Origin of the sequence: Vibrio nigripulchritudo (assembly GCF_027924785.1) — a bacterium.
In the GTDB taxonomy this organism is placed as follows: domain Bacteria; phylum Pseudomonadota; class Gammaproteobacteria; order Enterobacterales; family Vibrionaceae; genus Vibrio; species Vibrio nigripulchritudo.
Window position 1 is genome coordinate 827,485 of the sequence record NZ_AP027050.1, and the last position, 23,421, is coordinate 850,905.

Sequence of the window (23,421 nt, forward strand, 5' to 3'; positions counted from 1 at the left end):
GCTCTACATTGCGATCTAGAGTGAAGTTTGTCAGGAAGAAATTAGCTAACACATTTTTGCCCCGAAATGAGTTGAGCATTCATTTCAGTCACATTCAATTCAGAGTATTTCAAGATACAAAAACTAATGTGATTGGTAAGAACTTGGCTACCTGTTTACTAACAATCAATTGGAGAGAGTGGCCTAATGTTTTAGCTGCTGAGTGGCTACGATTGTGCGTGTCAATCACTAATGTTTAGTTTGTCTATATGTAACATGTTGAAATAAAACTATTAGGTGATTAATGTTTGGGATAAAATTCGAACGATAACATTTATACCAATAGAGGTTTGCATGGCTGACTTACGATTGATGTCTGGCGATTCTTTAGCTAGAAAACATGTTGTGTTTATTCATGGATTAGGTGGCAATGCTGAAACCACATGGCAATCGAGTGATTCAGAAAAAGTTTTTTGGCCTAAGTGGTTACATGAGGACATAGAAGATGTATGTATATGGTCTATTGGTTACGAGGCTCCTAAACTAACTGTGCGAGATTCAGGAATGGGTCTCCTTGATAGAGCGCAAAACGTACTTGAGACACTCTTAGCTGAGCAGCAACTAAGTAAGGGCGAGTTGATACTAGTAGGTCATAGCTTAGGCGGACTAATTATTAAACAGTTACTTAGATTGGCAAGCGATCAGAATGGGCGTAAGGGTGCGATTGAACTTATAAATAGAATTACTGGTGTGGCGTTTTTAGGCTCACCTCATACTGGTGCAGATCTAGCGCAAACAGGTAATTCTCTTTTCGGGCAATTGTTTCTCAAGCTGTTCTTACATCAACCTTCTGCGGCAACTGCCTCATTAGAGCGCAACGATGCCACTCTACGTGATCTGAATACTTGGTATCGAGGATGGTGTCACGATAAAGACATTCGGCATTTAGTGTTGGTTGAAACCAAGCCATATTTAATATTTGGAAGGATTGTTAAGGCTGATAGCTCAGATCCAGGCTTAAAAGAACGGGCAATTCCAATAGATGCTCATCATATTAATATAAGTAAGCCATCTGCAAAACAAGACGATATATATAAGCATATTAAGAAGTTTGTGGCTGAAGATACACTATCCAAACAAGCTAGTTGGTTACGAGCTAATTTTGGGAGAGATTACAGTGGCTGGGAGGAGTATGGTAATTGGGCTAAGTGCCCAAAGGGCATTGAGGAAGAATACATATTAGATCAAGCTGTGCGCCTTCACAATTCTTCCTCTAATGACTCAGAAGGGTTAGCTACAGTTGATGCATTGAATTTGCTTCGAAATCGCTTACTCAAAGCTGGCGCGTCTATTCGTTTAGTCGGGCTGTCAGGTGTAGGTAAAACTCGCTTCGTACAAGCACTATTTGATGACAGAATCGGGGAAAATGCTCTTGATAAAGAGAGCGTGTTCTATTCGGACATTAGTCTATCTCCTTCACCCACTCCACGAGTTTTAGTCGAACGGCTTGTTAGAGACAATATTCAGTCCGTTATTGTAGTGGATAACTGTGCCCCCGACTTGCATCGTGAACTTACCAATTTATGTAAAGATAACAGCAAAGCTAGAATCCTAACTGTTGAATACGACGTTAGAGAAGATCAGCCAGAGGAAACTGAAGTTTATACTTTAGAGCCAAGTTCTAGTGAGCTTATCGAAGCAATGATTTCATCAAGATTCCCTCATTTAAGTAAACAAACCACTGAGAAAATCGCTGATTTTTCAGGCGGTAATGCAAGAGTGGCTAATGCACTTGCCTGTACTGTTGAGAAAGATGAAAACATATCCAGATTAAAAGATGAAGAGTTGTTTAAAAGGCTGTTTCATCAGCGCCATGATTCAGATATTGGCTTAGAAAAAGCAGCCGAGGGGTTATCATTAGCTTATTCATTTCAGTTGGAATCTGAAGATGACTTTAGTGAAGAATTAAAGTTACTCGGTGGAATAGTAATGCTTCCTCCTCATGAAATGTACAAGTTTGCTAAAGAGCTGAAACGACGAAACTTAGCGCAAGAACGTAGTATTTGGATGGCGATATTACCTCACCCTATTGCGAATAGACTAGCCCGTTTAGCGTTGCAGAACGTACCACATTCAAATGTTGTTAAGTTCATAAACAGCAACACACAACCAAGACTGCTTAAGTCATTTTCACGTCGTATTGGGTACCTTAATGATAGCGAAGAAGCTGTTAAGCTAGCATCATTTTGGCTAGAGGCTGATGGAGTAATAGATCTACTTTTTAAAAAAGGTAGTGACGACTTATCGATCTCATTGTTGGGCAATATTGCCCCAGTTATTCCGAATGAAGTGCTCACCTATCTGGAGCAAAGAGCAAAATGTGATTCAGATTTCTTAAGTAGGGAGAACCCTCACTACATATCAATTACAAGGCTTCTTCGTTCTCTAGCATATGAAGATGACTTGTTCGGTCAATGCTTTGATCTGCTCTGTCGTTTCGCATTATCTGAAAAAAAAGGAGAAAATAACAACTCAGTTAGAAGCTTACTTTGTAGTTTGTTCCAGCTTTATCTATCAGGTACACACGCTAAAGTGGAACGTCGAGTTAACTGCATTGGTAAACTCATAGATAGCACGAATGAAAACGAAAGAGAACTGGGATATGAGTTACTCGATAGCTCGCTAAAGACTTACCATTTTTCATCAAGTTATGGTTTTGATTTTGGTGCTAAATCAAGAGACTTTGGTTACGAGCCTCAAAGTCGAAAGGATGTGCTTTCTTGGTATCGTGAATACTTATTGCTTATTCGGAATCTTGCTTCGTCAGGGAATGTTATTGATGAGCGTATCAAAGAGGTTTTTGCTAGTCATATTAGGGGGCTATGGAAAATAGCTGAACTACACGATGATCTCGAATCTATATCCAAAAGCTTCTGTAGCAAAGGGGGATGGCCACGAGGCTGGCTGGCTTTAGGGGCAACATTGCGGTTTGATTCAGCATCAATGACGAAAGAGCACAAAAACCGACTTAAAATGTTGAGGGCAACTATTGCGGCTCAAGATCTAGATGGTCAAATGGAGCTATATGTATTTGCTGATAACCATGATTACTTCGGTCTTGATGAGCTAAATGAAGAAGGTGAAACGGTAAAATGGGGCTATGAAAAAGCTCAAGAACTCGCAGAAGAACTAGGCACACATGTTGCTCAAGGACATTATAACTATCTTATAAACAAGTTAGCTCGGATTCTTACAACTATGAGTACTAACAACCACCTATTTAGATTTGGTTATGGAGTAGCGAGCGGAATAAATGATATTGAAAAGGTATGGGAGGATATCGCCACCTGCCTAGAGAAGCTAGAAATCGAAAAAGTAAACTCGAACTTTGTCGGAGGTTTTGTTAGATACATTTACGATAATGACTCTGATAAAGCACAATTGATTTTAGATTACTTATTAAACAGCGATAGACTAAGTCAGATATACCCATTGGTGCAGTTTGATTGTCCTCTAGATGAAGTTGCTGTAGGTAGGCTCATAACATCGTTAAAAAACAATACTTCTCCGAGCTGGATGTACCGAAATATGGCATCTGGTAGACGGCATGAGTCAGTATCTGACTTTGATTTAATTACTATCTTGGATTTGCTTTGGTTGCAACCAAATGGGCACAGCGCAGTTATTGAAATACTAACCATGAGGTTTCATGGATTGGAGAGACAAGCCATTTATGCTCCTAGTGTGGATTTGATTAAAAAATGCAGGGAGTTCTTACTGAAGCATGATTATAGCCGAGAACAACGAGACTATGGTGGCCGAGATTATTCTTTGACGCAGATAGCTAAAGTATGTTTTTTGGAAGATGAGGCTGGGGAAGATGCTAACACTCTGTTCAAAAAATTGTTTGAAGGCATAGCTACTTATAAAGTTTATGCTTTTGACTATGGGGAGTTTCTATCAACTTTAATCGAACTACAGCCGACCCAAGCCTTAGATGTATTTCTCAAGGATGACAATGTGTCTGATCAAATCGCAACGAGTCATTTATCTAGAGAAACAAGCCCATTATCCAAGCTCCCTATTGATAAAGCTATAGCTTGGTGCAAGGAATCACCAATATACAGATTTAAAACTCTAGCATCATCGATCACTCCATATGAAAAGAATGGTGAACACCTTAAACTAACCGACTTGGCAAAAGCGCTAGTCAACGAAAGTCCTGAACCGTTGTTAGTGATTGAAGCTTTCGAAAGGGCTGCAATCCCGATGTCTTGGAGTGGTTCACGTGCATCTGTAATTGAACAAAGAGCTGAAATATTTGAGGAGCTTCTTTCCCATGAAAACCCTGATGTTGTAGAAAGTATGAAAATGATACTTAGCAAGCTAGAAAAAAGAGTAGAACGAGAAAGAGCCGACGAAGAGTTAGAGTCAAGGCAATCAGAAGAACGGTTTGAATGGTGAATTTAGAGGAATACTGGCTGGCTCTTGCTCATTAGAGAGTTAGCCATATATTTCCTAATCCAAACCTCAAAATCTAGAGCAAAGGAGCTAGCTTGCTTTTGTCCAATACTAAGTTAGAAGTACTAACCATCACAAAACAAAAAGGCGAACCAATCGGTTCGCCTTTAAAGTTTTTACTGAATCCTAAAAATTAGTCTTCATAGCTCTCAATACTTGGGCAAGAGCAAATTAGGTTACGGTCGCCGTAAACGTTGTCTACGCGGTTAACCGTTGGCCAGTATTTCGATGCTTTTGCTTGTACAGATGGGAAGCACGCTAGCTCGCGAGAGTAAGGGCGGTTCCACTCTGCTTCAGACAGGTCTGCTTGAGTGTGAGGTGCGTTAACCAGTGGGTTGTTGTCCAGTGGCCATTCGCCTTCTTTCACTTTTGCCATCTCTTCGCGGATTGCGATCATCGCGTCACAGAAGCGGTCTAGCTCAGCCAAATCTTCAGATTCAGTTGGTTCAACCATTAGTGTGCCAGCAACTGGGAACGACATGGTTGGCGCGTGGAAACCGTAGTCCATCAAACGCTTCGCGATGTCTTCTTCGCTGATGCCTGTGTCTTCTTTTAGCGGGCGAATATCGATAATACATTCGTGCGCTACGCGACCGTTGGTGCCACGGTAAAGAACAGGGTAATGAGGGCGCAGGCGCTCCATTACGTAGTTGGCGTTCAGAATCGCAACTTTGGTTGCGTCTGTCAGACCTTCTGTGCCCATCATCGCGATGTAAGCCCACGAGATTGGCAGGATAGAAGCACTGCCTAAGTCAGCGGCAGATACGGCGTAATCTTTACCTTCTACACCGTTTTCAACGTGACCCGGCAGGAAAGGTGCAAGGTGCGATTTAACACCGATTGGACCCATACCCGGACCGCCACCACCGTGTGGAATACAGAACGTTTTGTGCAAGTTCAGGTGAGATACGTCTGAACCGATGAAGCCAGGTGAAGTCAGACCAACCTGTGCGTTCATGTTGGCACCATCAAGGTAAACCTGACCGCCAGCGGCGTGAACCATTTCGCACACTTCTTTCACTTGTTCTTCGTAAACACCGTGAGTAGAAGGGTAGGTGATCATGATGCTGGACAGGTTGTCTTTGTGCTTCTCGATTTTCGCTGCCAAATCTTCAACATCGATGTTGCCGTCGTCATCACATTTAACGATCACAACTTTCATCGACATCATAGAAGCAGTCGCTGGGTTCGTACCGTGTGCTGAACTTGGGATCAGACATACGTTACGGTGACCTTCGCCACGGCTCGCATGGTATCGTTGAATCGCGATAAGACCTGCGTATTCGCCCGATGCACCAGAGTTTGGCTGCAGCGAGAATTCGTCGTAGCCAGTGATTTCACATAGCTTCTGTTTTAGATCTTGAGCAAGGGCTGTGTAACCTGCTGCCTGGTCTAGTGGTGCGAATGGGTGGATCGCGCCAAATTCTGGCCAGGTGACCGGAATCATTTCAGCCGCAGCGTTCAGCTTCATTGTGCAGCTGCCTAGCGGGATCATGCCGTGAGTTAGTGAGAAGTCTTTGTTCTCAAGCTGCTTCAGGTAACGCATCATCTGCGTTTCGCTGTGGTGGGTATTGAACACTGGGTGAGTCAGGTACTCAGACTCACGACGGCACGCTTCTGGAATCGCTGCAAACTCGTTGCCTTCAATTTCAGCAGACAGGGCTTCCACTTTCTCTTCAACACCGAATACGCCAAATAGCGCTTCAACGTCTTGAGTAGTGGTGGTTTCATCGAAGCTAATGCCGATTTGACCATCCAGCTTGCGAAGGTTGATGTTTGCGTGCAATGCTTTTTCAAGCAGGGCGTCAGTTTTGTCGCCTGTGTTCAGCGTGATGGTATCGAAGAAGCTGTTATGAGCAAGCTCGTAACCGGCTTTCGTCAGACCAGCCGCCAGAATCGCAGTCATGTGGTGCGTACGGCGCGCGATGGTACGTAGACCTTCTGCACCGTGGAATACTGCGAAGAACGACGCCATGTTCGCTAGCAGTGCCTGCGCAGTACAAATGTTCGATGTGGCTTTTTCGCGGCGAATGTGTTGCTCACGAGTCTGCATTGCCATACGCAGAGCTTGGTTGCCTTTTGAATCGATAGAAACACCGATTACACGACCTGGCATAGTACGCTTATGTTTGTCACGGGTTGCCATGAATGCAGCGTGTGGACCGCCGTATCCCATTGGAACACCGAAACGCTGGGCGCTACCGATAACGACGTCTGCGCCCATTTCACCTGCTGGCTTCAATAAAGCACAGGCTAAAAGATCGGTTGCTACAGTCACTAACGTTTTCTTTGCTTGTGCAGCAGCGATAACCTCGGTAAGGTCGCGAACCTCACCAGTAGTGCCTGGGTACTGAACCAACGCACCGAATACGTCGTGATCAGATAGAGATTCAACAGAACCTGTCACCACCTCAAAACCAATAAACTCTGCACGTGTTTGGATCACGGCAAGGGTTTGAGGGTGCACATCGTCGGCAACGAAAAACACGTTGCTCTTGCTTTTACCTGCGCGCTTACACAGAGTCATTGCTTCTGCCGCTGCCGTTGCTTCATCCAGCAGTGAGGCGTTCGCGATTTCCATACCCGTTAAGTCCATCACCATTTGTTGGTAATTCAACAAGGCTTCAAGACGACCCTGAGAAATCTCAGGCTGATATGGGGTGTAAGCTGTGTACCAACCTGGGTTTTCCAGCACGTTACGTAAAATCACGTTTGGTGTAAAGGTGTTGTAGTAACCCTGACCAATGAAAGTACGCTTGATTTGGTTTTGGTTGGCAAATTGTTTCATCGCCTCAAGCATGTTTGCTTCGCTCATAGGAGCAGCTTCGCTCATTGGCGATTCAAGGCGAATTTGAGCAGGAACGGTTTCTTCAATCAGAGCGTCCAGGCTGGATGACTTGATGGCATCCAGCATGTGTTGTTGCTCTGCATTGTTAGGGCCGTTATGGCGTGCAATGAACTCGTTGTCCGTGCTTAGGTGGTGAAGTAACTCTGTCATAATCTCTATCTACCGCGACTCGTCGATTATTTATTCGTCTTCAATACTGTTAAGGTATTCTTCTGAATCTTTCAGGTTGTCCAGTTCAGAAGCGTCTTGCAGCTTCACTTTAACGATCCAACCGCCTTCATACGGTTCTTCGTTAATTAGCTCTGGGCTGTCTTCCAGCTCTTCGTTGATTTCAAGGATTTCACCTGTAATTGGTGCGTAGATGTCTGACGCAGCTTTTACAGATTCAACCAAAGAAAAGCTGTCGCCAGCTTCAATGTCGTCGCCTGCGTCTGGCAGGTCTACGAATACGACGTCGCCAAGCATTTGCTGAGCGTGCTCTGAGATACCGATAGTTACGGTGCCGTCACCATTGTCTTTAACCCACTCGTGGCTATCAGCAAACTTCAGTGTATTATCCATTGAATTATCTCCAAAAAATTCCTAGGGATGTTTAATATTATTGGTAGAGTGGGAAGCGATTGCAGAGCTCTTTCACTTGTTTCTTAACGCGTTGCTCGATTTCTGCGTTGCCTTCAGGGCTTTCAACTAAGCCGTCAAGTACATCACCGATCCACTCTCCGATCTGTTTAAATTCTTCATTACCGAAACCGCGGCTTGTTCCGGCAGGCGTACCTAAGCGAATGCCTGATGTAATCATAGGCTTCTCTGAATCAAATGGTATGCCGTTTTTGTTACATGTGATGCCAGCGCGCTCCAACGCTTCTTCCGTCTGATTGCCTTTCAGTCCTTTCGGGCGAAGGTCAACCAGCATCAGATGAGTGTCGGTGCCACCAGTCACTATGTCACAGCCACGATTTTGCAACACTTCGGCTAAAACTTTTGCGTTACTAACCACAGTATCAATGTAAGTTTTGAATTCTGGTCCCAAAGCTTCACCAAACGCGACGGCTTTTGCAGCGATCACGTGCATGAGAGGACCGCCCTGCAAACCAGGGAATACTGCGGAGTTGATTTTTTTGATGACGTCTTCGTGATTAGTCAGAATCATGCCACCGCGAGGACCGCGAAGTGTTTTGTGAGTTGTTGTAGTGACAACATGAGCGTGTGGCAGTGGGCTTGGGTGTGCGCCAGTTGCGATAAGACCCGCAATGTGCGCCATATCTACCATTAGAATCGCGCCCACTTCGTCCGCGATTTCACGGAATTTAGGAAAATCAATCACGCGAGGAATGGCGCTGCCACCAGCAATGATCATTTTTGGTTGGTGTTCTTTTGCCAGAGCACGAACATCTTCGTAATTGATTTCTAGTGTTTCTTTGTCCACGCCATATTGAACGGCGTTGAACCATTTGCCTGAAAGGGCAGGGCGAGCACCGTGAGTCAGGTGACCGCCAGCGTCCAGTGACATGCCTAAAATGGTATCGCCTGGCTGAAGAAGTGCCAGTTTAACTGCACCATTGGCTTGTGCGCCGGAGTGAGGTTGTACGTTTGCAAATTCACAGTTGAACAGTTTTTTCGCTCGTTCGATAGCAATCGCTTCAACGGTATCAACGTGTTCACAACCGCCGTAGTAACGACGACCCGGATAACCTTCTGCGTATTTGTTTGTCAGGCATGTGCCTTGTGCTTGCATTACCGCTTTAGAAACGATGTTTTCAGAGGCAATAAGCTCAATCTGATCGTTCTGGCGAGCATTTTCTGCCTGAATTCCGGCAAAGACGGCATCATCGGTTGCAGAGAGGTTAGTAGAGAAGAAGTTCTCCAGGCTGTGGTTTTGGTAAGACTTGTTGTTCATGGCAGATAACCTTCCATTTGTCTGACTTAATGTGACTCTAAGCGGTCAACTTTCGTTAGATAAGCCAGGCTTCCTTTGTTTCTCTGTTTCTATCTTTCGTGTTGAAGCAGAAACAGCGCGAATCTGTGAACTTTCGATTTCTGCCGTTTACTACGTGACCAATCTGGCTGAGGTGGCAATCTGAATTGCGATTTAGCCAAACGTTTGCTTTTTCGGTGCGGATTGTAGGGTAAGTTGCACTCGAATGGCAGAATATTTTTTGTTTGTAAATGGTCTATTACGTAATACGTCAGAAATGTGCGAGAAAGTTCTCCATCTAACAAGGCTGTAACATAGCGTTAGTTGAGAAGACAATCAATCAAAAATTTCCTATTGGAAACATGTTTTCCGAAATTGCTACATGGCGCACTGTTTAATTTCATTCGGCTACTTTCATGTTCAGGCGTCTCTGTGCACAATAAAAGAACAACATTAGGAAGTATGAAAATAAGAGGGACGCATGTCTGAAGACATCTACGATGAGTACCCATCTGTTACGCTTGCAAAAGAGAATCAGGACGAAAATATTGAGCCTCTAAAATTGGGCAAGCGGCTAAAAGAAATTCGCATGAAACTTGGGTTAACCCTAGAAGATGCAAGCAAGCGTACTGGCCTTGCGCGTTCGACGCTTTCTAAGATAGAAAACGAACAAATATCTCCTACCTTTCAGGCTATGCAAAAGCTCGCGAATGGTTTGAAGATTGATATGCCTCAACTCTTTGAACCACCTAGAAAAAAGGTGGCAACAGGGCGTCGGGATTTGACTCGTTCCGGAGAGGGGAAACCGCACCCAACACCAACCTATGAACACGAGCTGCTGGCGACTCAACTTTCCAATAAGAAAATGATGCCATTTAAGAGCCGAATCCGAGCGCGGGATTTTGACGATTACAGCGACTGGGTGAGGCACGATGGCGAAGAGTTTTTATTGATCTTAGAAGGGGAAGTACTCTTCTATTCTGAGTTCTATGAACCTGTGCCTATGACGGTCGGAGACAGCGTGTATTACGATGCCAATATGGGTCATATGCTGGTCTCTACCAGTGACGAAGATGCACAGATTTTGTGGGTCACAGCAAAATAATTCGAATTCTTAAAAGTTTCCTATAGTGAAGGCAAACGTTTGCTTTGCTTCTCTAACCCTCTAATTTTGCGGGCATTTCCTTCCATTTTACTGATTTTTTCATTAATACAACCATGTGAAATAGTTGTGAAATGTCACAAAAATGTTGGTCTTGCACGCAAAGCTGGTTTAAAACCAAGTCAACTTTATCTACTATTGGAAACAAATCTTAACTTCGTGGAAACAAAAAGCGTAACCACCAGGTGAGAAAGTCACAACAGGGAAGGGGGAAACACGCCATTTTTGCGTTTCTTTCCACCTTCCAGACAGCCAAGGAAAAGCAGAAAGCTTCTTCCGAAACCAGTTAAACGTCTAAATTGTCAGCCAGGGTTTGGCGATATGGAGAATACAATGACAGAACTACTGAAAACCCCACTACACGCACTGCACGTGGAAGTAGGCGCGAAGATGGTGCCATTCGCAGGTTATGATATGCCTGTACAGTACCCATTGGGTGTAAAGAAAGAGCACCTGCATACTCGTGATGCGGCGGGTTTGTTCGATGTCTCTCATATGGGGCAGCTTAGACTGCACGGTGCAGATGCTGCAAAAGCGCTAGAAGCGTTAGTACCTGTCGATATTGTTGATCTTCCTGTTGGCAACCAGCGTTATGCTTTCTTCACCAACGAAGAAGGCGGCATTATGGATGACCTGATGGTGGCAAATTTTGGCGACCACCTGTTTGTAGTGGTAAACGCAGCATGTAAGGAGCAAGACATTGCTCACCTTAAAGCTAACCTGCCAGCATCGGTTGAAATGGAAGTGATTGAAGACCGTGCGCTGCTTGCTCTTCAAGGTCCTAAAGCCGCTGCCGTGCTTGCACGACTTGCTCCAGAAGTATCTGACATGGTGTTTATGGACGCTCGTGAAATTGAAATTCTGGGTGAGAAGTGTCTGGTTAGCCGTTCTGGTTACACAGGCGAAGACGGTTACGAAATCTCAGTTTCAGAAGGCAAAGCAGAAGAACTGGCACGCGCACTGACGGACTTCGAAGAAGTTGAGTGGATCGGTCTTGGTGCTCGTGATTCACTTCGTCTTGAGTGTGGTTTGTGCCTGTACGGTCACGATCTGGATACAACAACAACGCCAGTAGAGGCTAGCCTTCTTTGGGGTATTCAGAAAGTACGTCGTACAGACGGCGAACGCGCGGGTGGTTTCCCGGGCGCGGATATCATTCTTGATCAAATCGCGACTAAGAATGTTACTCGCAAGCGTATTGGTCTGGTTGGTCAAACTAAAGCCCCGGTTCGTGAAGGTGCAAAACTGTTTGATGCTGATGACAATGAAATCGGTATCGTGACCAGTGGCACAGCAGGTCCAACGGCGGGTAAACCAGTTTCTATGGGCTACGTGAAAACGGAATTCGCCGCTGTGGGAACCGAAGTATTCGCCGAAGTACGTGGTAAGAAACTGGCAATGACAGTAGAGAAAATGCCGTTTGTACCTCAGCGTTACTATCGCGGATCGTAGCATCGTTGCAGCTCAATTAAATGATTAAAAACGGCTGCCTTATGGGCAGCCGTTTTTTCCTTACACGCAATTACATTTGTGACATCGGACCTAAGACAGGAATTGCTATAATTCGTGAAAATATTTTAAATACATAATGAATGTGGCTAAAAGTCATTCGTGAGCAATCTACCAATTCGAGGGATCTTGATGCGTAAATCAGTTACCGCCCTGTTGGCTTCGCTTCCTTTCGCTGTTTCTGCCTCTGGTGAAGTTAACCCTTTCATCATCAATGGAACAGACGCGTCAGTCCAAAACTTCCCGTCCATCGTGAACCTGTATCTCGATGCTTTTGAATATAACCAACAGTACGGTTCATTGTTCTGTGGTGGAACCACACTCAATGAAAGCTACGTGCTTACCGCAGCCCACTGTGTGGATGACCGAACAGACGTTCATCTCTTTACAAAGGTGGTGCCTCAGCTCCAATATCGCACTGACTATCCTGGTAACGTGACTCGTCATCAGGTGAGCGAGATCTATATTCATCCCGGTTGGAACAGCAACACGAGCAAAAATGACATTGCTATTCTTAAGCTGGAATCCCCAAGAAACATTGATATAAACAATGTGGCAATAAAGCGTCCGACCAACAAAAATTACGCCGCGTCGGGGACTTCGTTCGTCACGATTGGTCATGGTCTGACTAACGATTCAACAAAAACCACCAGCAATACGCTCCAGCAAACTGAGTTAACGTATGTTGATGCCGCGACATGTGGGTCGGCGTTTACCAACACAACGATAGATCAAACTCAGCTCTGTACAACAGGGGCATTCAACCCCAATACCCAGAGATACAATAGTGCTTGTAGTGGGGATTCTGGTGGTCCGGTTTACATTAATAGCGGCAGCAAAAACATTCAGGTCGGTATTACCAGTTTCGGTCATTCCACCTGTGGATTCTTGCCGCAGACGACAACTGTATTTACTGACGTCTATGAGTACAGAAGCTGGATTGACAGCGTGCTAGCTGGCTCAGTATCGCCAAGCTTCACCTCGACTCATGACAAGCGATTAGCCTTTTTTGGTGGTTCAACCTCATCAGGCGGGGCGATAGGTATTTTCGCCTTACTAGGCATGTTCCTATTCGGTTTCACTCGTAGAAAGTAAATATTCGCCCCAATGACTTGGGGCGTTTCAATTCCACTTAACTAATATTTCCCTGAACCTTTCTCGTTTATCCAATAAACACATAACACACTGAAAAATATAGCGAGTGTGGATGATTTACTTTTGTATGAATGTCACATTGATTTGATGTTAAATGATGTATTCTTAGTTTAAATAGGAATAGGGGGAGAACGGATTCATGCATAAGCAGATTTTATTTTCGAGCGTTATATTGGCGAGCTCAGTTTGCTCGGCATCGACAATCAAGCCTTTGATTGTCAATGGGGAAGTGGCAAAAAGCGCAGATTACCCGAGTATTGCAACACTATTTGTAGACTCACTGGAATACGACGGACGATATTCCAGTGGGAATTTCTGTGGAGCCAGTATTCTGGATGCCAATCATGTTCTGACGGCAGCGCATTGCGTGTATAACAGCACAGTCACGAGTCTGTTTACTACTGTCGTACCGCAACTTGATAACGAAGAAGATTTTCCAACTCAGGTCCAGCCTTTTGGCAGTAAACAAAGAGTTCGGGTTAGCGAAATCTATTACCCAGACGACTATTCAAACGCCAATTCTGACCTGTTACCGAATGATATTGCGGTACTAAAGCTGGAAACACCGCTGACCTTTTCATCCAGCGTTTTTCCATCTATCCCTCTTACCATGACTGACACCACAGAATCGACGTATCGTGGCTCAGCTGGCGCTGCTTTTACCGCAGTGGGGCACGGAAATACTCAAAGCAATAATGATGACCGTAAACAGAAGTTCGGTTATATGCCACTTTTAAAAACCAATTTTGAGGTTGCGAGTCAGGCTGAGTGTCGGGCGACATTTTTTAACGGAAATAAACTGAGTGATAAACAGATCTGTTTCAAAGACACCACCACATCTTCTGGCTTATTGAACAGTGCCTGTCAGGGGGACTCTGGAGGACCAGTATATTGGACCGACTCTAATTCTCAGATTCAATATCAGGTGGGGGTAGCCAGTTTCGTGACCGGAATTTGCGGGGTATCGAGCTCTGGCGTCACATCGGTTTATACGGAAGTGAAAGACTACCAGAGCTGGATAACCAGCGTTATCAACGGTAATGAAACTCCGAAGGCAGTTTCAACCGATGCGCTTCGCAAAGAATGGCTTAGCAAATACAGTTTGAGCAATTCTACCGAATCGAGCGGCGGCAGTTTGGGTTGGCTGGCGTTAGCTGTTTTATTCATGACTGGTACGATCAGAAAGAAATAATCGTGCGCTCTGAGCTTTTCAAGATACCGGCAAGTTATTGATTAATTTATCCTTACTGGCTGAATTTAAAGAATAAAATATTGTAAAGTGGCTTTCGTTTTATTTATAAATTAGCTCATATCGTCTGACTGCTTTACAATTCTTTACGGGTAATAGAACAAATCTCTCCTACACTAGAAGTAGAGCTTTGAACATCTTGGGATGTTTACAGGGGAGAGTTCTATGCGCAAAATGTTTCTTACTGCTGTTTTCTTAACGGCTCAGCCTGTAGTTGGTGCTGAGCAAGTGTCTCCTTCCATTGTCAACGGCAGCAATGCCTATATCTCAAATTACCCATACATGGCGAGCCTTTACTACGACAGGCGAGACGACTACGGCTACTACAGCAACTACTGCGGTGCCACCATTCTGGATTCCAAACATGTCATGACTGCGGCTCATTGCGTGCAGGACAATTTCTACAACAAATACACAACGGTTGTATTGCAGCTTGAGCGAGACGGAGATTTCAGCTCAGCACAAAAAATCAAAGCGAAATCTTTCTACTACCGTGATGACTACAAAGACGGTTCTTACTACCTATGGGAGAACGATATTGCGATTATCGAACTGGAATCGGAAATGGTAGGAGTACCTTCAAACCAGTTTGTGCCTTTGCCTTCTGCTTCAGATATCGCTAACTACCGTGTCAGTGGCGCAAAGTTCAAAGCCATTGGGCACGGGAATACCAAATCTAATTACGACACATCCGATCATCTTCTTCAGGTTGATCTGGATTACGTTACTCACAGCAGTTGTACCTCTTTTGCTTCGGTGAAAGGCGGGCATATCTGCACCCGAGGAAGCTACAGTGCTACAACAGGTTTGTATGGTGCGATCTGTCAGGGGGACTCAGGTGGTCCATTAGTTTGGTTTGATGGTGGCAAGTTCATTCAAATCGGTATAGCGAGTTTTGGACCGAGCATATGCGGTAATCCGTCTTCCTCTGTTCATGGCGTTTTCACTGAAGTGGCGGACTATCTTCCGTGGATTAGCAGTGTACTCGCGGGGAATGAAACTCCGAAATACAATACCTCTGATCCTGCTTCTCAAAATGTGACACCAAAATCGGAGCCTGAACCAACAAACAATGGTGATACAGAGGCCGGTAGCTTGGCGTGGTGGTTCGTACCACTGTTAGCGCTGCTTAGGTTTAGACGGCGTGAGGTATAGACGACGTTAGAAGTGATAAAGAAAGGTGCTCAATTGAGCACCTTTTTCAATTTAAGCGGTAGCGGCTTTCATCTCGGCTTGTTTCTTTAGTGCCACATAACCAAAGCCGGTCAATGCTGAACCCGCCGCGATAGCTGCAAGGTACATCAGCACAGGGTTGATTGCATTCGGGATAAGCAGCACGAATAATCCTCCGTGTGGAGCCAGTAGTTCTGTACCAAACAACATAGAAAGAGCACCTGTCAGCGCGCCACCTGCCATACACGCTGGAATGACACGCATAGGATCTTTTGCTGCAAATGGGATAGCACCTTCTGAAATGAAACACAGCCCAAGAACAAATGAGGCTTTTCCCGCTTCTCGCTCACTGGCATCGAACTTATCCTTAGCCAGGAAAGTTGCCAAACCCATACCCAGAGCCGGGACCATGCCTGCCGCCATAACCGCAGCCATAGGGGCATACGTTTCGGTTGCCAGAAGACCAACCCCAAAGGTATACGCCGCTTTGTTAACCGGACCACCCAGGTCAAAGCACATCATAGCGCCCAAAATAATGCCAAGCAGGACAGCGTTAGTGGAGCCCATGTTATTCAGAAACTCTGTCAGTGCATTCATAGCACTGGCGACCGGGGTTCCTACGACGTAGATCATGATCAGACCGGTGAACAAGCTCGCGATTAGTGGAATGATCAAGATAGGCTTCAGCGCTTCCATAGATTGTGGCAGGGATACTTTTTCTGCCAGCCACTTGGCGGAATAACCAGCAATAAAGCCTGCTGCAATTCCTCCGAGGAAACCCGCGCCGGTAGAGCTAGCCAGCATACCGCCAATCAAACCGGGAGCCAGACCCGGTCTGTCTGCAATGGAAAAAGCAATAAAGCCTGCAAGAATGGGAACCATAAGTGCAAAAGCAGAGCCGCCACCAATCGTCATCAAAGCGGCAGCTAAGGTGCCTTCTTCTTTGAACGCCTCGATCCCGAAGACAAATGAAAGTGCAATCGCCAAACCGCCAGCGACGACCAGAGGAAGCATATGAGAGACGCCTGTCATCAGATGTTTGTATGCCCCTGTCTTTTCTTTCTTAAACGAATTACTGTCTTGTTTGGCAGTGTGGGTGTAAGTGGTGGCTTGCTGGAAGGCATTCTCAAATTCTTGTTTGGTCTTCTTCAATGCCGGCCCGGTTGTGGTTCGGTACATGAGCTTGCCATTGAATCTGTCCAGAGGAACATCAATATCAGCAGCGATAATAACCAGATCTGCATTGGCGATGTCGTCGTCAGTTAACTGGTTTTTAGCACCAACCGAGCCTCGGGTTTCAACTTTGATGTTGTGACCTAAGCGTTTCCCTTCGTCTTCTAAGGCTTCGGCCGCCATAAAGGTATGAGCCACGCCTGTTGGGCAGGCAGTGATCGCAACAATGTTTTTGCTGGTGCTTTCTGCCGATGGGTTTTCAACCTTTTCGACAACAGCGTCACCAGCAGACAACAGTGTCGCGTTTTCAATGGCATCGGAAAGCCATGCTTCAGCGTTTTGCGCGACGTTTGATACGCTATCCTGATACACCTTTTTGCCAATAAAACGCTGGGTATCAATACCCGGATATCCTGCAATCACAATAATCTCGGAGCTGTCGATGGCACTTTGCGAGAGCTTGTCTACCGGCATCACGCTGGACTGGCACTCAATGTGAGCTGGGATTTTGAGTTGCTGAGCGGCATTTTTGAGTAACCCTGCCGCGATGATTGAATTTGCAACACCACTGGGGCAAGCAGTAACGATGGAGATGTTCATATTCTTGACCTTATTAATCTATGGCTTCAGTTAGTGACGTTATTTTTATTGTTTGTTGTAGAGAGGAAACTTTTTCGATATCTGGGACGCCAACACCAACCTGGCTTACGGCAAGGGCAGACAGAGCCGTAGCAAAGGCTAGGGCATCTTTATCATCCCATTGATTCAGGTGAGCCCAGCACATTCCAGCCACCAGAGTGTCTCCGGCGCCAACGGTGCTCACGATGTCGACTTTGGGTGGTTTGGCGTGCAGCCAGCGTTGCTCTTTTTTCCAGAGCACGCCCTCTGCACCCAGAGAGATAACGAGATTGGGAATAGTAAACGGGTCAAGATAAGCGGCAGCATTAAGGCATTCTTCAATCGATTCGATTTTCTTATCAACCAGATAACCTAGCTCTTCCTCATTGGGCTTGATTAACCAAGGCGAGGCACTGAGACCAGTTTTCAGAGCTTCCCGGCTGCTATCGAATAACACATGCTTGCCAGAATCCTGAAGCATGGAAATCCAGTTCTGGCACTCTTCCGGTGAAACACCAACTGGCAAACTACCCGCGAGAACAAACACATCATATTCCTGTGATAGCTCTTTCAGTTTTTGCTCGAACTTCTGCTTATCAGACGATGAAACGGACACACCGGGGAAGTTTATATCGCTGACCCGATCGTCACTTTCCACAAGCTTTACGTTGATTCTGGTTGCACCGTCTACGCGAACAAAGTGATCTTTTGCGCCAATTTTCTCAAACAGTTGGCAGAACATTTCCTGATTGTCTCTACCAAGAAAGCCCGTTACCGCAACTTCCGCGCCCAGATCCCGAAGTACCTGTGCAACGTTTACGCCTTTTCCTGCGGCATGAAAGCTGCTCTGCTCGACCAGGCTGACACCACCTTGGTTGAGAGCGTTAAGAGAACCCGTGAGGTCCAGTGCTGGGTTCAGGGTGATGGTTACGACTTTTTTCATGGTCTATCCTTCTCCTAAACCTGAAGCAATCGCCTGACCGATGGCATCTATCGCCTGTTGTGCGTCTTCACCCTGAGCGATGAATTTAAGTTCATGCCCACGTTTAACGCCCAGCGCAATGACTTTCATCAGGCTTTTAGCATTGGCTGACTGCCCATCACCATTTAGGTTGGTGACCTTGATAGTGGCGTCGAATTTCTTGGCTTCCGCTACCAGCATTGCGCCCGGTCTGGCGTGTAAACCGTGTTCATTTTTAATGGAGAAAATACCTTCAACGCCGTCAGTGCCAGCCGCCTGTTCTGGGAGGGAAGGTTGATTTTGTTCAGAAGACAGTAGCGCGATAACGTCATCTTTGTTTGCGTTTACTAGACGCTCTACATCTTTACTCTCAATAAGCTGCTGAAGACGTGTCAGATAGGGGAGGTGGGCATCATCTTTGGCGGCAAACGCAATCATGGCTTTTACGCTTTGGTGGTCAAACTCGAACGGTTCGCTGACCGAAACAAAAGACATGCTTGTGTGTTCGACCTGCTCATTGGTGCTGACCAACCACAGTCCTTTGCCTAAATGAGTTGGAGTGCGTGAAATAAGGCTCGCGATGGATTGTTGGTTTTGCTGATGGCAATTGATCAGCCCAGCGGATACCGCTTTCAGTTGCATCATTTCGGTGGCTGGGAAATTGATTAGGACAGATGCTTCGGTCAAAACCTGATGATCGGCAGATTCACCATTGATGATTTGAACAATGCTTTCCTGAGAGACTACGTTTTTTAGTCGCTGTTCCACACCATCAGCAGAGAGCACTTTTGTTAACTGCTTTAAGATGGAGAGATGCTCATCAGACTTGGCTGCAATACCAATCGCTAGGTAGACCGTATTGCCTTCTCCCCAGTCAACGCCATTCGGGAAGTGATGGATACTCACGCCTGTTTTTGTTACTAAGGTTCTGGTGTCTGTGGTGCCGTGAGGAATCGCAATTCCGTTGCCCAGAAAAGTAGACGCCTGAGCTTCTCTTACTTTCATTCCTTCTACGTAATTGGAACTGACCAACCCTTTTTCAGTCAGGGCTTCGCCAATGAGCAATATCGCCTGCTGCTTGTTTTCAGCCGAGCAGTTTAAGGTGATATCGGATTTATCTAGTGTCAGCATGGTGACCTCGTTTGGGTACTGGCTTTCTAATAATTAAAGCTGAATCGGTTCAGCAAATGTTTCCAAAAAAATTCAGCAAATGAAATGGACGTCGTTTTGGTGTTTCAGTCACATTGATGGATTTGCTGAATCCTTTCAGCTTTTATACTGAAACGATTCAGCTTATAATTCAATTCCCAAATATCATTAGGATCCGGAAGTATGATCCACCGCACACAAGCTAGGTTTTGATATGACACTGGATGAAATCGCGAAACTGGCTGGCGTATCTAAAACCACAGCCAGCTATGTGATTAACGGTAAAGCGCAGAAATACCGAATCAGCGAAAAGACACAGAAGAAAGTGATGGCTGTCGTCGAGGAGCATAAGTTTCGCCCCGATCATGCGGCGTCAGCACTCAGGGCTGGCAGTAGCCGATCTTTCGGTCTGGTGATTCCTGATCTGGAAAACACCAGTTATGCGAGGCTGGCCAAGTTGCTTGAAGCGCACTCGCGACAGGCTGGCTTTCAGATATTGATTGGTTGTTCAGACGACGATTCAGAGATAGAAAAAAATGTCGTTCAGGCACTCATTAGCCGTCGTATTGATGCATTGTTTGTTGCCAGCGCAATGGCGGATGGCTCGGATTATTACCACGCGATTCAGCAAAGTGGTACGCCAGTTATTGCCATAGACCGTGCGTTAGATGACGAACATTTTGCCTGTGTCATCAGCGAGGATTTTGAGGGGGCTAAGTCTCTTACCCAATCTATTATGTCTGAATCGGTAAAATCTATCGGGCTGTTAGGGGCAATGCCAGAACTGAACGTGTCTAAAGAACGTGAATTTGGCTTTCTGAAGGCATTGAAAGACTTTGATTGCCAGATTCACAAGGCATACGGAAATCATTTCGACAGAGAAAACGGCAGAAGGCTGTTTGAAAAGTGGGTGAGGGAAAACACGGTCCCGGATGCGATCGTTGTGACTTCTTATACGCTATTAGAAGGCATTCTGGATGGGCTGCTGGAAACGCCTGAACTACTGAATAAGATTAAGCTAGCGACATTTGGCGATAACCGTCTTTTGGATTTACTGCCTATCAAAGTAAATTCCTTACCCCAACAATTTGAGCTAATTGCTGACCACGCAATGGAAATGGGCATCAATGCGTCCGCCAAGAGATACAAACCCGGATTGGAATTAGTTCACCGAAAGCTGGTGGCTCGTCAGTGACGGCATAATTCGCCAAAGGAGGGTTTACGAGCCTCTCATTTCCCAAAAGTTCTTCAATCGCTAAAAGGATGGGGCTTCCTGTTTAACTTCAATAGAGCAGCCTCATTCTCTTCCTAAAGCCTCTTCGTTAGAATTTTCACACCTCGATTTAAAAGTGTTTTTCAAAATAACGCTGTTCAATCAGCGGAATATAGGTGCGATTATGAAAAGAATTTTGCTTGCTTTAACCTTGATGTTGTCAGCTTCGGTTTCACATGCAAGTTACTTAAAAGAATGTGGAACGGGACATTTCCTGGCAGGTGGCGTTGCTGATGGATGGGTTGCCGTGAGCGTAAACATCTCATCAAGTACTAGTGATGCTTCTTCTTCCTATCTGACGACTCCTTCTTTGTGTGGTATGTCTTTGTGGGCCGCCGCGAAGTTCATTGATTCGAACTACCCTATGCTGGAGCAAGATACAGCGACAGGTAATGGCGAACACGTTGTTGCGATGTTGGACATTCTAGAGTGTGATGCAGCAGCACGCGCAGATATTACGACGAACTTACGTGGTGATTTCCAAAAGTTCATTGCTGCAGAAGGTTACAAGAGTGCAACTCACGAAGAAAAGGTAGAAAGCTACTTCGGCTCTTTGGTGACTTCTCTTGAAAACACGTCTGGTCAGTGTCAGGCGGTATAAAAAACCTCTTTTGATTCAAGCGCACGATATTCTCGTGCGCTTTTTTATTTTCTTTCAATCGTAATCAAGCATGAAAAACGCACTCATTGTTTTAACATCCATATTCGTTAGCTTTTCTGTTCATTCTAAACCAGAAAAAATCAGTAGGTATGCGTCCGAAACGAAATTGACTGAGCTGGCAGATTCAAAGCAGTGGCGAAAGCTTCTGCACTTTGGTGGCTCAAAAAGCCATATTCACAATTCGGATTTCTTTCTTTCTTCAGATGGGCAGGAAAACCCGCTTTCGGAACTTAAGGCAACATTAGAGTCGATTACACGCCCAGAAAGTGAATACCCAGAAAACCTTCATCCGCAATGTCGTTACCCTTCAAGAGTTCAGTGGTTGTCTGAGCGGCTTGGCAGTCGTTTAATTTTGCCCAAGGTTAGCTGTCCGACTTTTGAAAACTGGAAAGCAATAAATCAGGCAGAGTCAGTCAGCGTTGTATTTGTATCAGGCTTTTTTGGTAATCCGGCATCATTCTTCGGTCACCTGATGCTCAAGCTCAATCAGCCAAAACAAGCTGAAAAAGACGACTCGCCTTTGCTGGACTTAAGTGTTAACTACGGTGCAGATGTGCCAGATGGTGATGGTCCGATAAAATACATGTCGTACGGTCTTTTCGGTGGGTACGATGCCAGTTATACGCAAGATGATTACTACATCTATGATGCGAGCTACGCAGAAGTGGAGCAGCGCGTACTTTGGGAATACAAGCTCAATCTAACACCGCGAGAAGTGTCTCTGCTCCAGAATCACCTTTGGGAAATTGGTCAGGCGAAGTTTACTTACTATTTTCTTTCGTTTAACTGTGCTTCTCAGTTAGCTAACTTCATCAATATTGTGGTGGACTCACCATTACTGAACCAGAATCAACCATGGGATATGCCAATCGATGTATTTAAGAACATCGCCAAAACTCAGCACCATGGGAAAGATCTGCTTGCAGAAGTCAAAAAGCGAGATTCAAAATACGACAGGTTACACGCGAAATACATGGATCTCAGCGCTGATGAAAAACTAGCAGCAAAAGGTATAGCTAAAGACATTGATGAGTTGAAAGGAGATTCGTACCAAGCACTATCGTCCTATTCACGCTCACGTGTACTAAGTGTTCTCTACGATTTCATTGAAGTAAAAATATCAACTGAAAGTGAATCTGAAATCGAAGAACTAAAAGAAAACAAAAGGCAGTTAATGTTGGCGAACTTGACGTTAGAGCCCGCAACTATCAATTGGCAGAAAAGAGCTGGGTTACCGCCACATCAGGCTCAGAATCCGAAGCTTCTGGGGTTAAGTGCCTTTGCTAATAAAACGTTAGGGAATGGGTTGGAGCTGAGATCTCGAGTAGGCTATTACGATTTTCTGGCGACTGAAGCGTCGAGATTTCGGGACTCCAACGCAACGTTTTTGGATTTTAGACTTCGCTCTGCAAATCAGAAGGTATGGTTACATTCGTTTGATTTTTTCCATATAGCGGCACTCAACATTCTTGATGTGGACTTGTTCTCTGATAATCGATGGGCTTGGAGCGCCAAACTCTCGGTTGAACAGGAAAGTCTGGCGACAACCGATGATCTCAGGTTTCGATTTGATGGAGGATTTGGTAGTGCAACACGTGTCTGGAAAGATGTCTCTTTATACGCCAATCCGAAACTGAATCTGGATTTCAGTCACTGGGACGATTCTAATCTAGGGGCTGAGCTAGGGGTGTTATACACCGCAAGTAGTTTCTGGAAAATGCACGCGTTTGTGACCCCTTATGTCACAGCCCAAAATGCTCAAGATATGAAATTTAGCTGGGAAAATCGTTTTGGAAATCAATCAGACTGGGATGTTCGTCTAACCTTCGAATATAACAAAGAATCCGAAGCAACAATCAGTTCTAACTGGTATTTCTAGCGACCTGTTGTCTCGAATTGGAGCAGAAAAGTGAGAATCATTTGCATATAAAGTGATCTGGTTCTCACTACGAGCCGATAATAAAAGAAAAATTTTGTAGAGGATTTTATAAGTTATTCGATTGCACTAACCCTTCCGACCTTGCACTGAGGATATTTTTTCTTTCTTATTCAATCTCTTCTGCCTTTACAAAGCT

Annotated in this window: 15 protein-coding genes; 9 read left to right on the plus strand and 6 right to left on the minus strand. The window is 45.2% G+C overall.

Annotated features, from left to right (window positions below):
• Window positions 1-333 precede the first annotated feature (333 nt).
• Window positions 334-4,443, plus strand: a complete 4,110-nt coding sequence (locus QMG91_RS22110; protein WP_281832284.1) for an esterase/lipase family protein — start codon at window positions 334-336, stop codon at window positions 4,441-4,443.
• Between the two features lie 190 nt (window positions 4,444-4,633).
• On the opposite strand, the gene gcvP is transcribed toward QMG91_RS22110, so the two are convergent.
• Genes gcvP through QMG91_RS22125 form a run of 3 tightly spaced genes read right to left on the minus strand, consistent with a single transcriptional unit; the run spans window position 4,634 to window position 9,245 of the window.
• A complete protein-coding gene (gcvP, locus tag QMG91_RS22115) occupies window positions 4,634-7,498 on the minus strand; it encodes an aminomethyl-transferring glycine dehydrogenase (RefSeq protein ID WP_281832286.1) in 2,865 nt (954 codons plus the stop codon).
• Window positions 7,499-7,528: 30 nt separating this feature from the next.
• Entirely contained in the window at window positions 7,529-7,909 is a 381-nt protein-coding gene (gene gcvH / locus QMG91_RS22120; RefSeq protein WP_004408901.1) for a glycine cleavage system protein GcvH, read from the minus strand.
• A gap of 37 nt (window positions 7,910-7,946) precedes the next feature.
• Window positions 7,947-9,245, minus strand: coding sequence for a serine hydroxymethyltransferase (locus QMG91_RS22125; RefSeq protein WP_281832290.1), 1,299 nt, complete (start codon window positions 9,243-9,245; stop codon window positions 7,947-7,949).
• A gap of 499 nt (window positions 9,246-9,744) precedes the next feature.
• Here QMG91_RS22125 and QMG91_RS22130 point away from each other — a divergent pair, with 499 nt between their 5' ends.
• From QMG91_RS22130 to QMG91_RS22150, 5 genes are all read left to right on the plus strand, one after another.
• Window positions 9,745-10,368, plus strand: coding sequence for a helix-turn-helix domain-containing protein (locus tag QMG91_RS22130; protein ID WP_004408899.1), 624 nt, complete (start codon window positions 9,745-9,747; stop codon window positions 10,366-10,368).
• Window positions 10,369-10,746: 378 nt separating this feature from the next.
• On the plus strand, window positions 10,747-11,877 hold the full coding sequence (gene gcvT, locus QMG91_RS22135; protein ID WP_281832292.1) for a glycine cleavage system aminomethyltransferase GcvT: 1,131 nt from the start codon (window positions 10,747-10,749) through the stop codon (window positions 11,875-11,877).
• A 189-nt stretch (window positions 11,878-12,066) separates the two neighbouring features.
• Complete coding sequence (locus QMG91_RS22140) at window positions 12,067-13,029, plus strand: trypsin-like serine protease (RefSeq protein WP_281832294.1); 963 nt, start codon at window positions 12,067-12,069, stop codon at window positions 13,027-13,029.
• Between the two features lie 199 nt (window positions 13,030-13,228).
• The gene (locus QMG91_RS22145; protein ID WP_281832296.1) at window positions 13,229-14,281 is read left to right on the plus strand and encodes a trypsin-like serine protease; all 1,053 of its coding nucleotides are present in this window, start codon (window positions 13,229-13,231) and stop codon (window positions 14,279-14,281) included.
• A 222-nt stretch (window positions 14,282-14,503) separates the two neighbouring features.
• Entirely contained in the window at window positions 14,504-15,493 is a 990-nt protein-coding gene (locus QMG91_RS22150; RefSeq protein ID WP_281832298.1) for a S1 family peptidase, read from the plus strand.
• 51 nt (window positions 15,494-15,544) lie between these two features.
• On the opposite strand, the gene fruA is transcribed toward QMG91_RS22150, so the two are convergent.
• The 3 genes from fruA to fruB are packed head-to-tail and all read right to left on the minus strand — an operon-like array spanning window position 15,545 to window position 19,394.
• Window positions 15,545-17,284 carry a PTS fructose transporter subunit IIBC gene (fruA, locus tag QMG91_RS22155; RefSeq protein WP_281832301.1) on the minus strand — a complete coding sequence of 580 codons (1,740 nt, stop codon included), beginning with the start codon at window positions 17,282-17,284 and terminating at the stop codon, window positions 15,545-15,547.
• Window positions 17,285-17,297: 13 nt separating this feature from the next.
• Window positions 17,298-18,245, minus strand: a complete 948-nt coding sequence (pfkB, locus tag QMG91_RS22160; RefSeq protein ID WP_281832304.1) for a 1-phosphofructokinase — start codon at window positions 18,243-18,245, stop codon at window positions 17,298-17,300.
• 3 nt (window positions 18,246-18,248) lie between these two features.
• Window positions 18,249-19,394: a fused PTS fructose transporter subunit IIA/HPr protein gene (gene fruB / locus QMG91_RS22165; protein WP_281832307.1), complete on the minus strand. Its 1,146-nt coding sequence runs from the start codon at window positions 19,392-19,394 to the stop codon at window positions 18,249-18,251.
• A gap of 232 nt (window positions 19,395-19,626) precedes the next feature.
• Between fruB and cra the strand changes: the two genes are divergently transcribed.
• The 3 genes from cra (at window position 19,627) to QMG91_RS22180 (ending at window position 23,225) form a co-directional block, all read left to right on the plus strand.
• Complete coding sequence (gene cra, locus QMG91_RS22170; RefSeq protein ID WP_281832310.1) at window positions 19,627-20,607, plus strand: catabolite repressor/activator; 981 nt, start codon at window positions 19,627-19,629, stop codon at window positions 20,605-20,607.
• 202 nt (window positions 20,608-20,809) lie between these two features.
• Window positions 20,810-21,286, plus strand: coding sequence for a DUF3015 family protein (locus QMG91_RS22175; RefSeq protein WP_281832312.1), 477 nt, complete (start codon window positions 20,810-20,812; stop codon window positions 21,284-21,286).
• A 70-nt stretch (window positions 21,287-21,356) separates the two neighbouring features.
• On the plus strand, window positions 21,357-23,225 hold the full coding sequence (locus QMG91_RS22180) for an Lnb N-terminal periplasmic domain-containing protein (RefSeq protein ID WP_281832314.1): 1,869 nt from the start codon (window positions 21,357-21,359) through the stop codon (window positions 23,223-23,225).
• The last annotated feature ends 196 nt before the right edge of the window (window positions 23,226-23,421 follow it).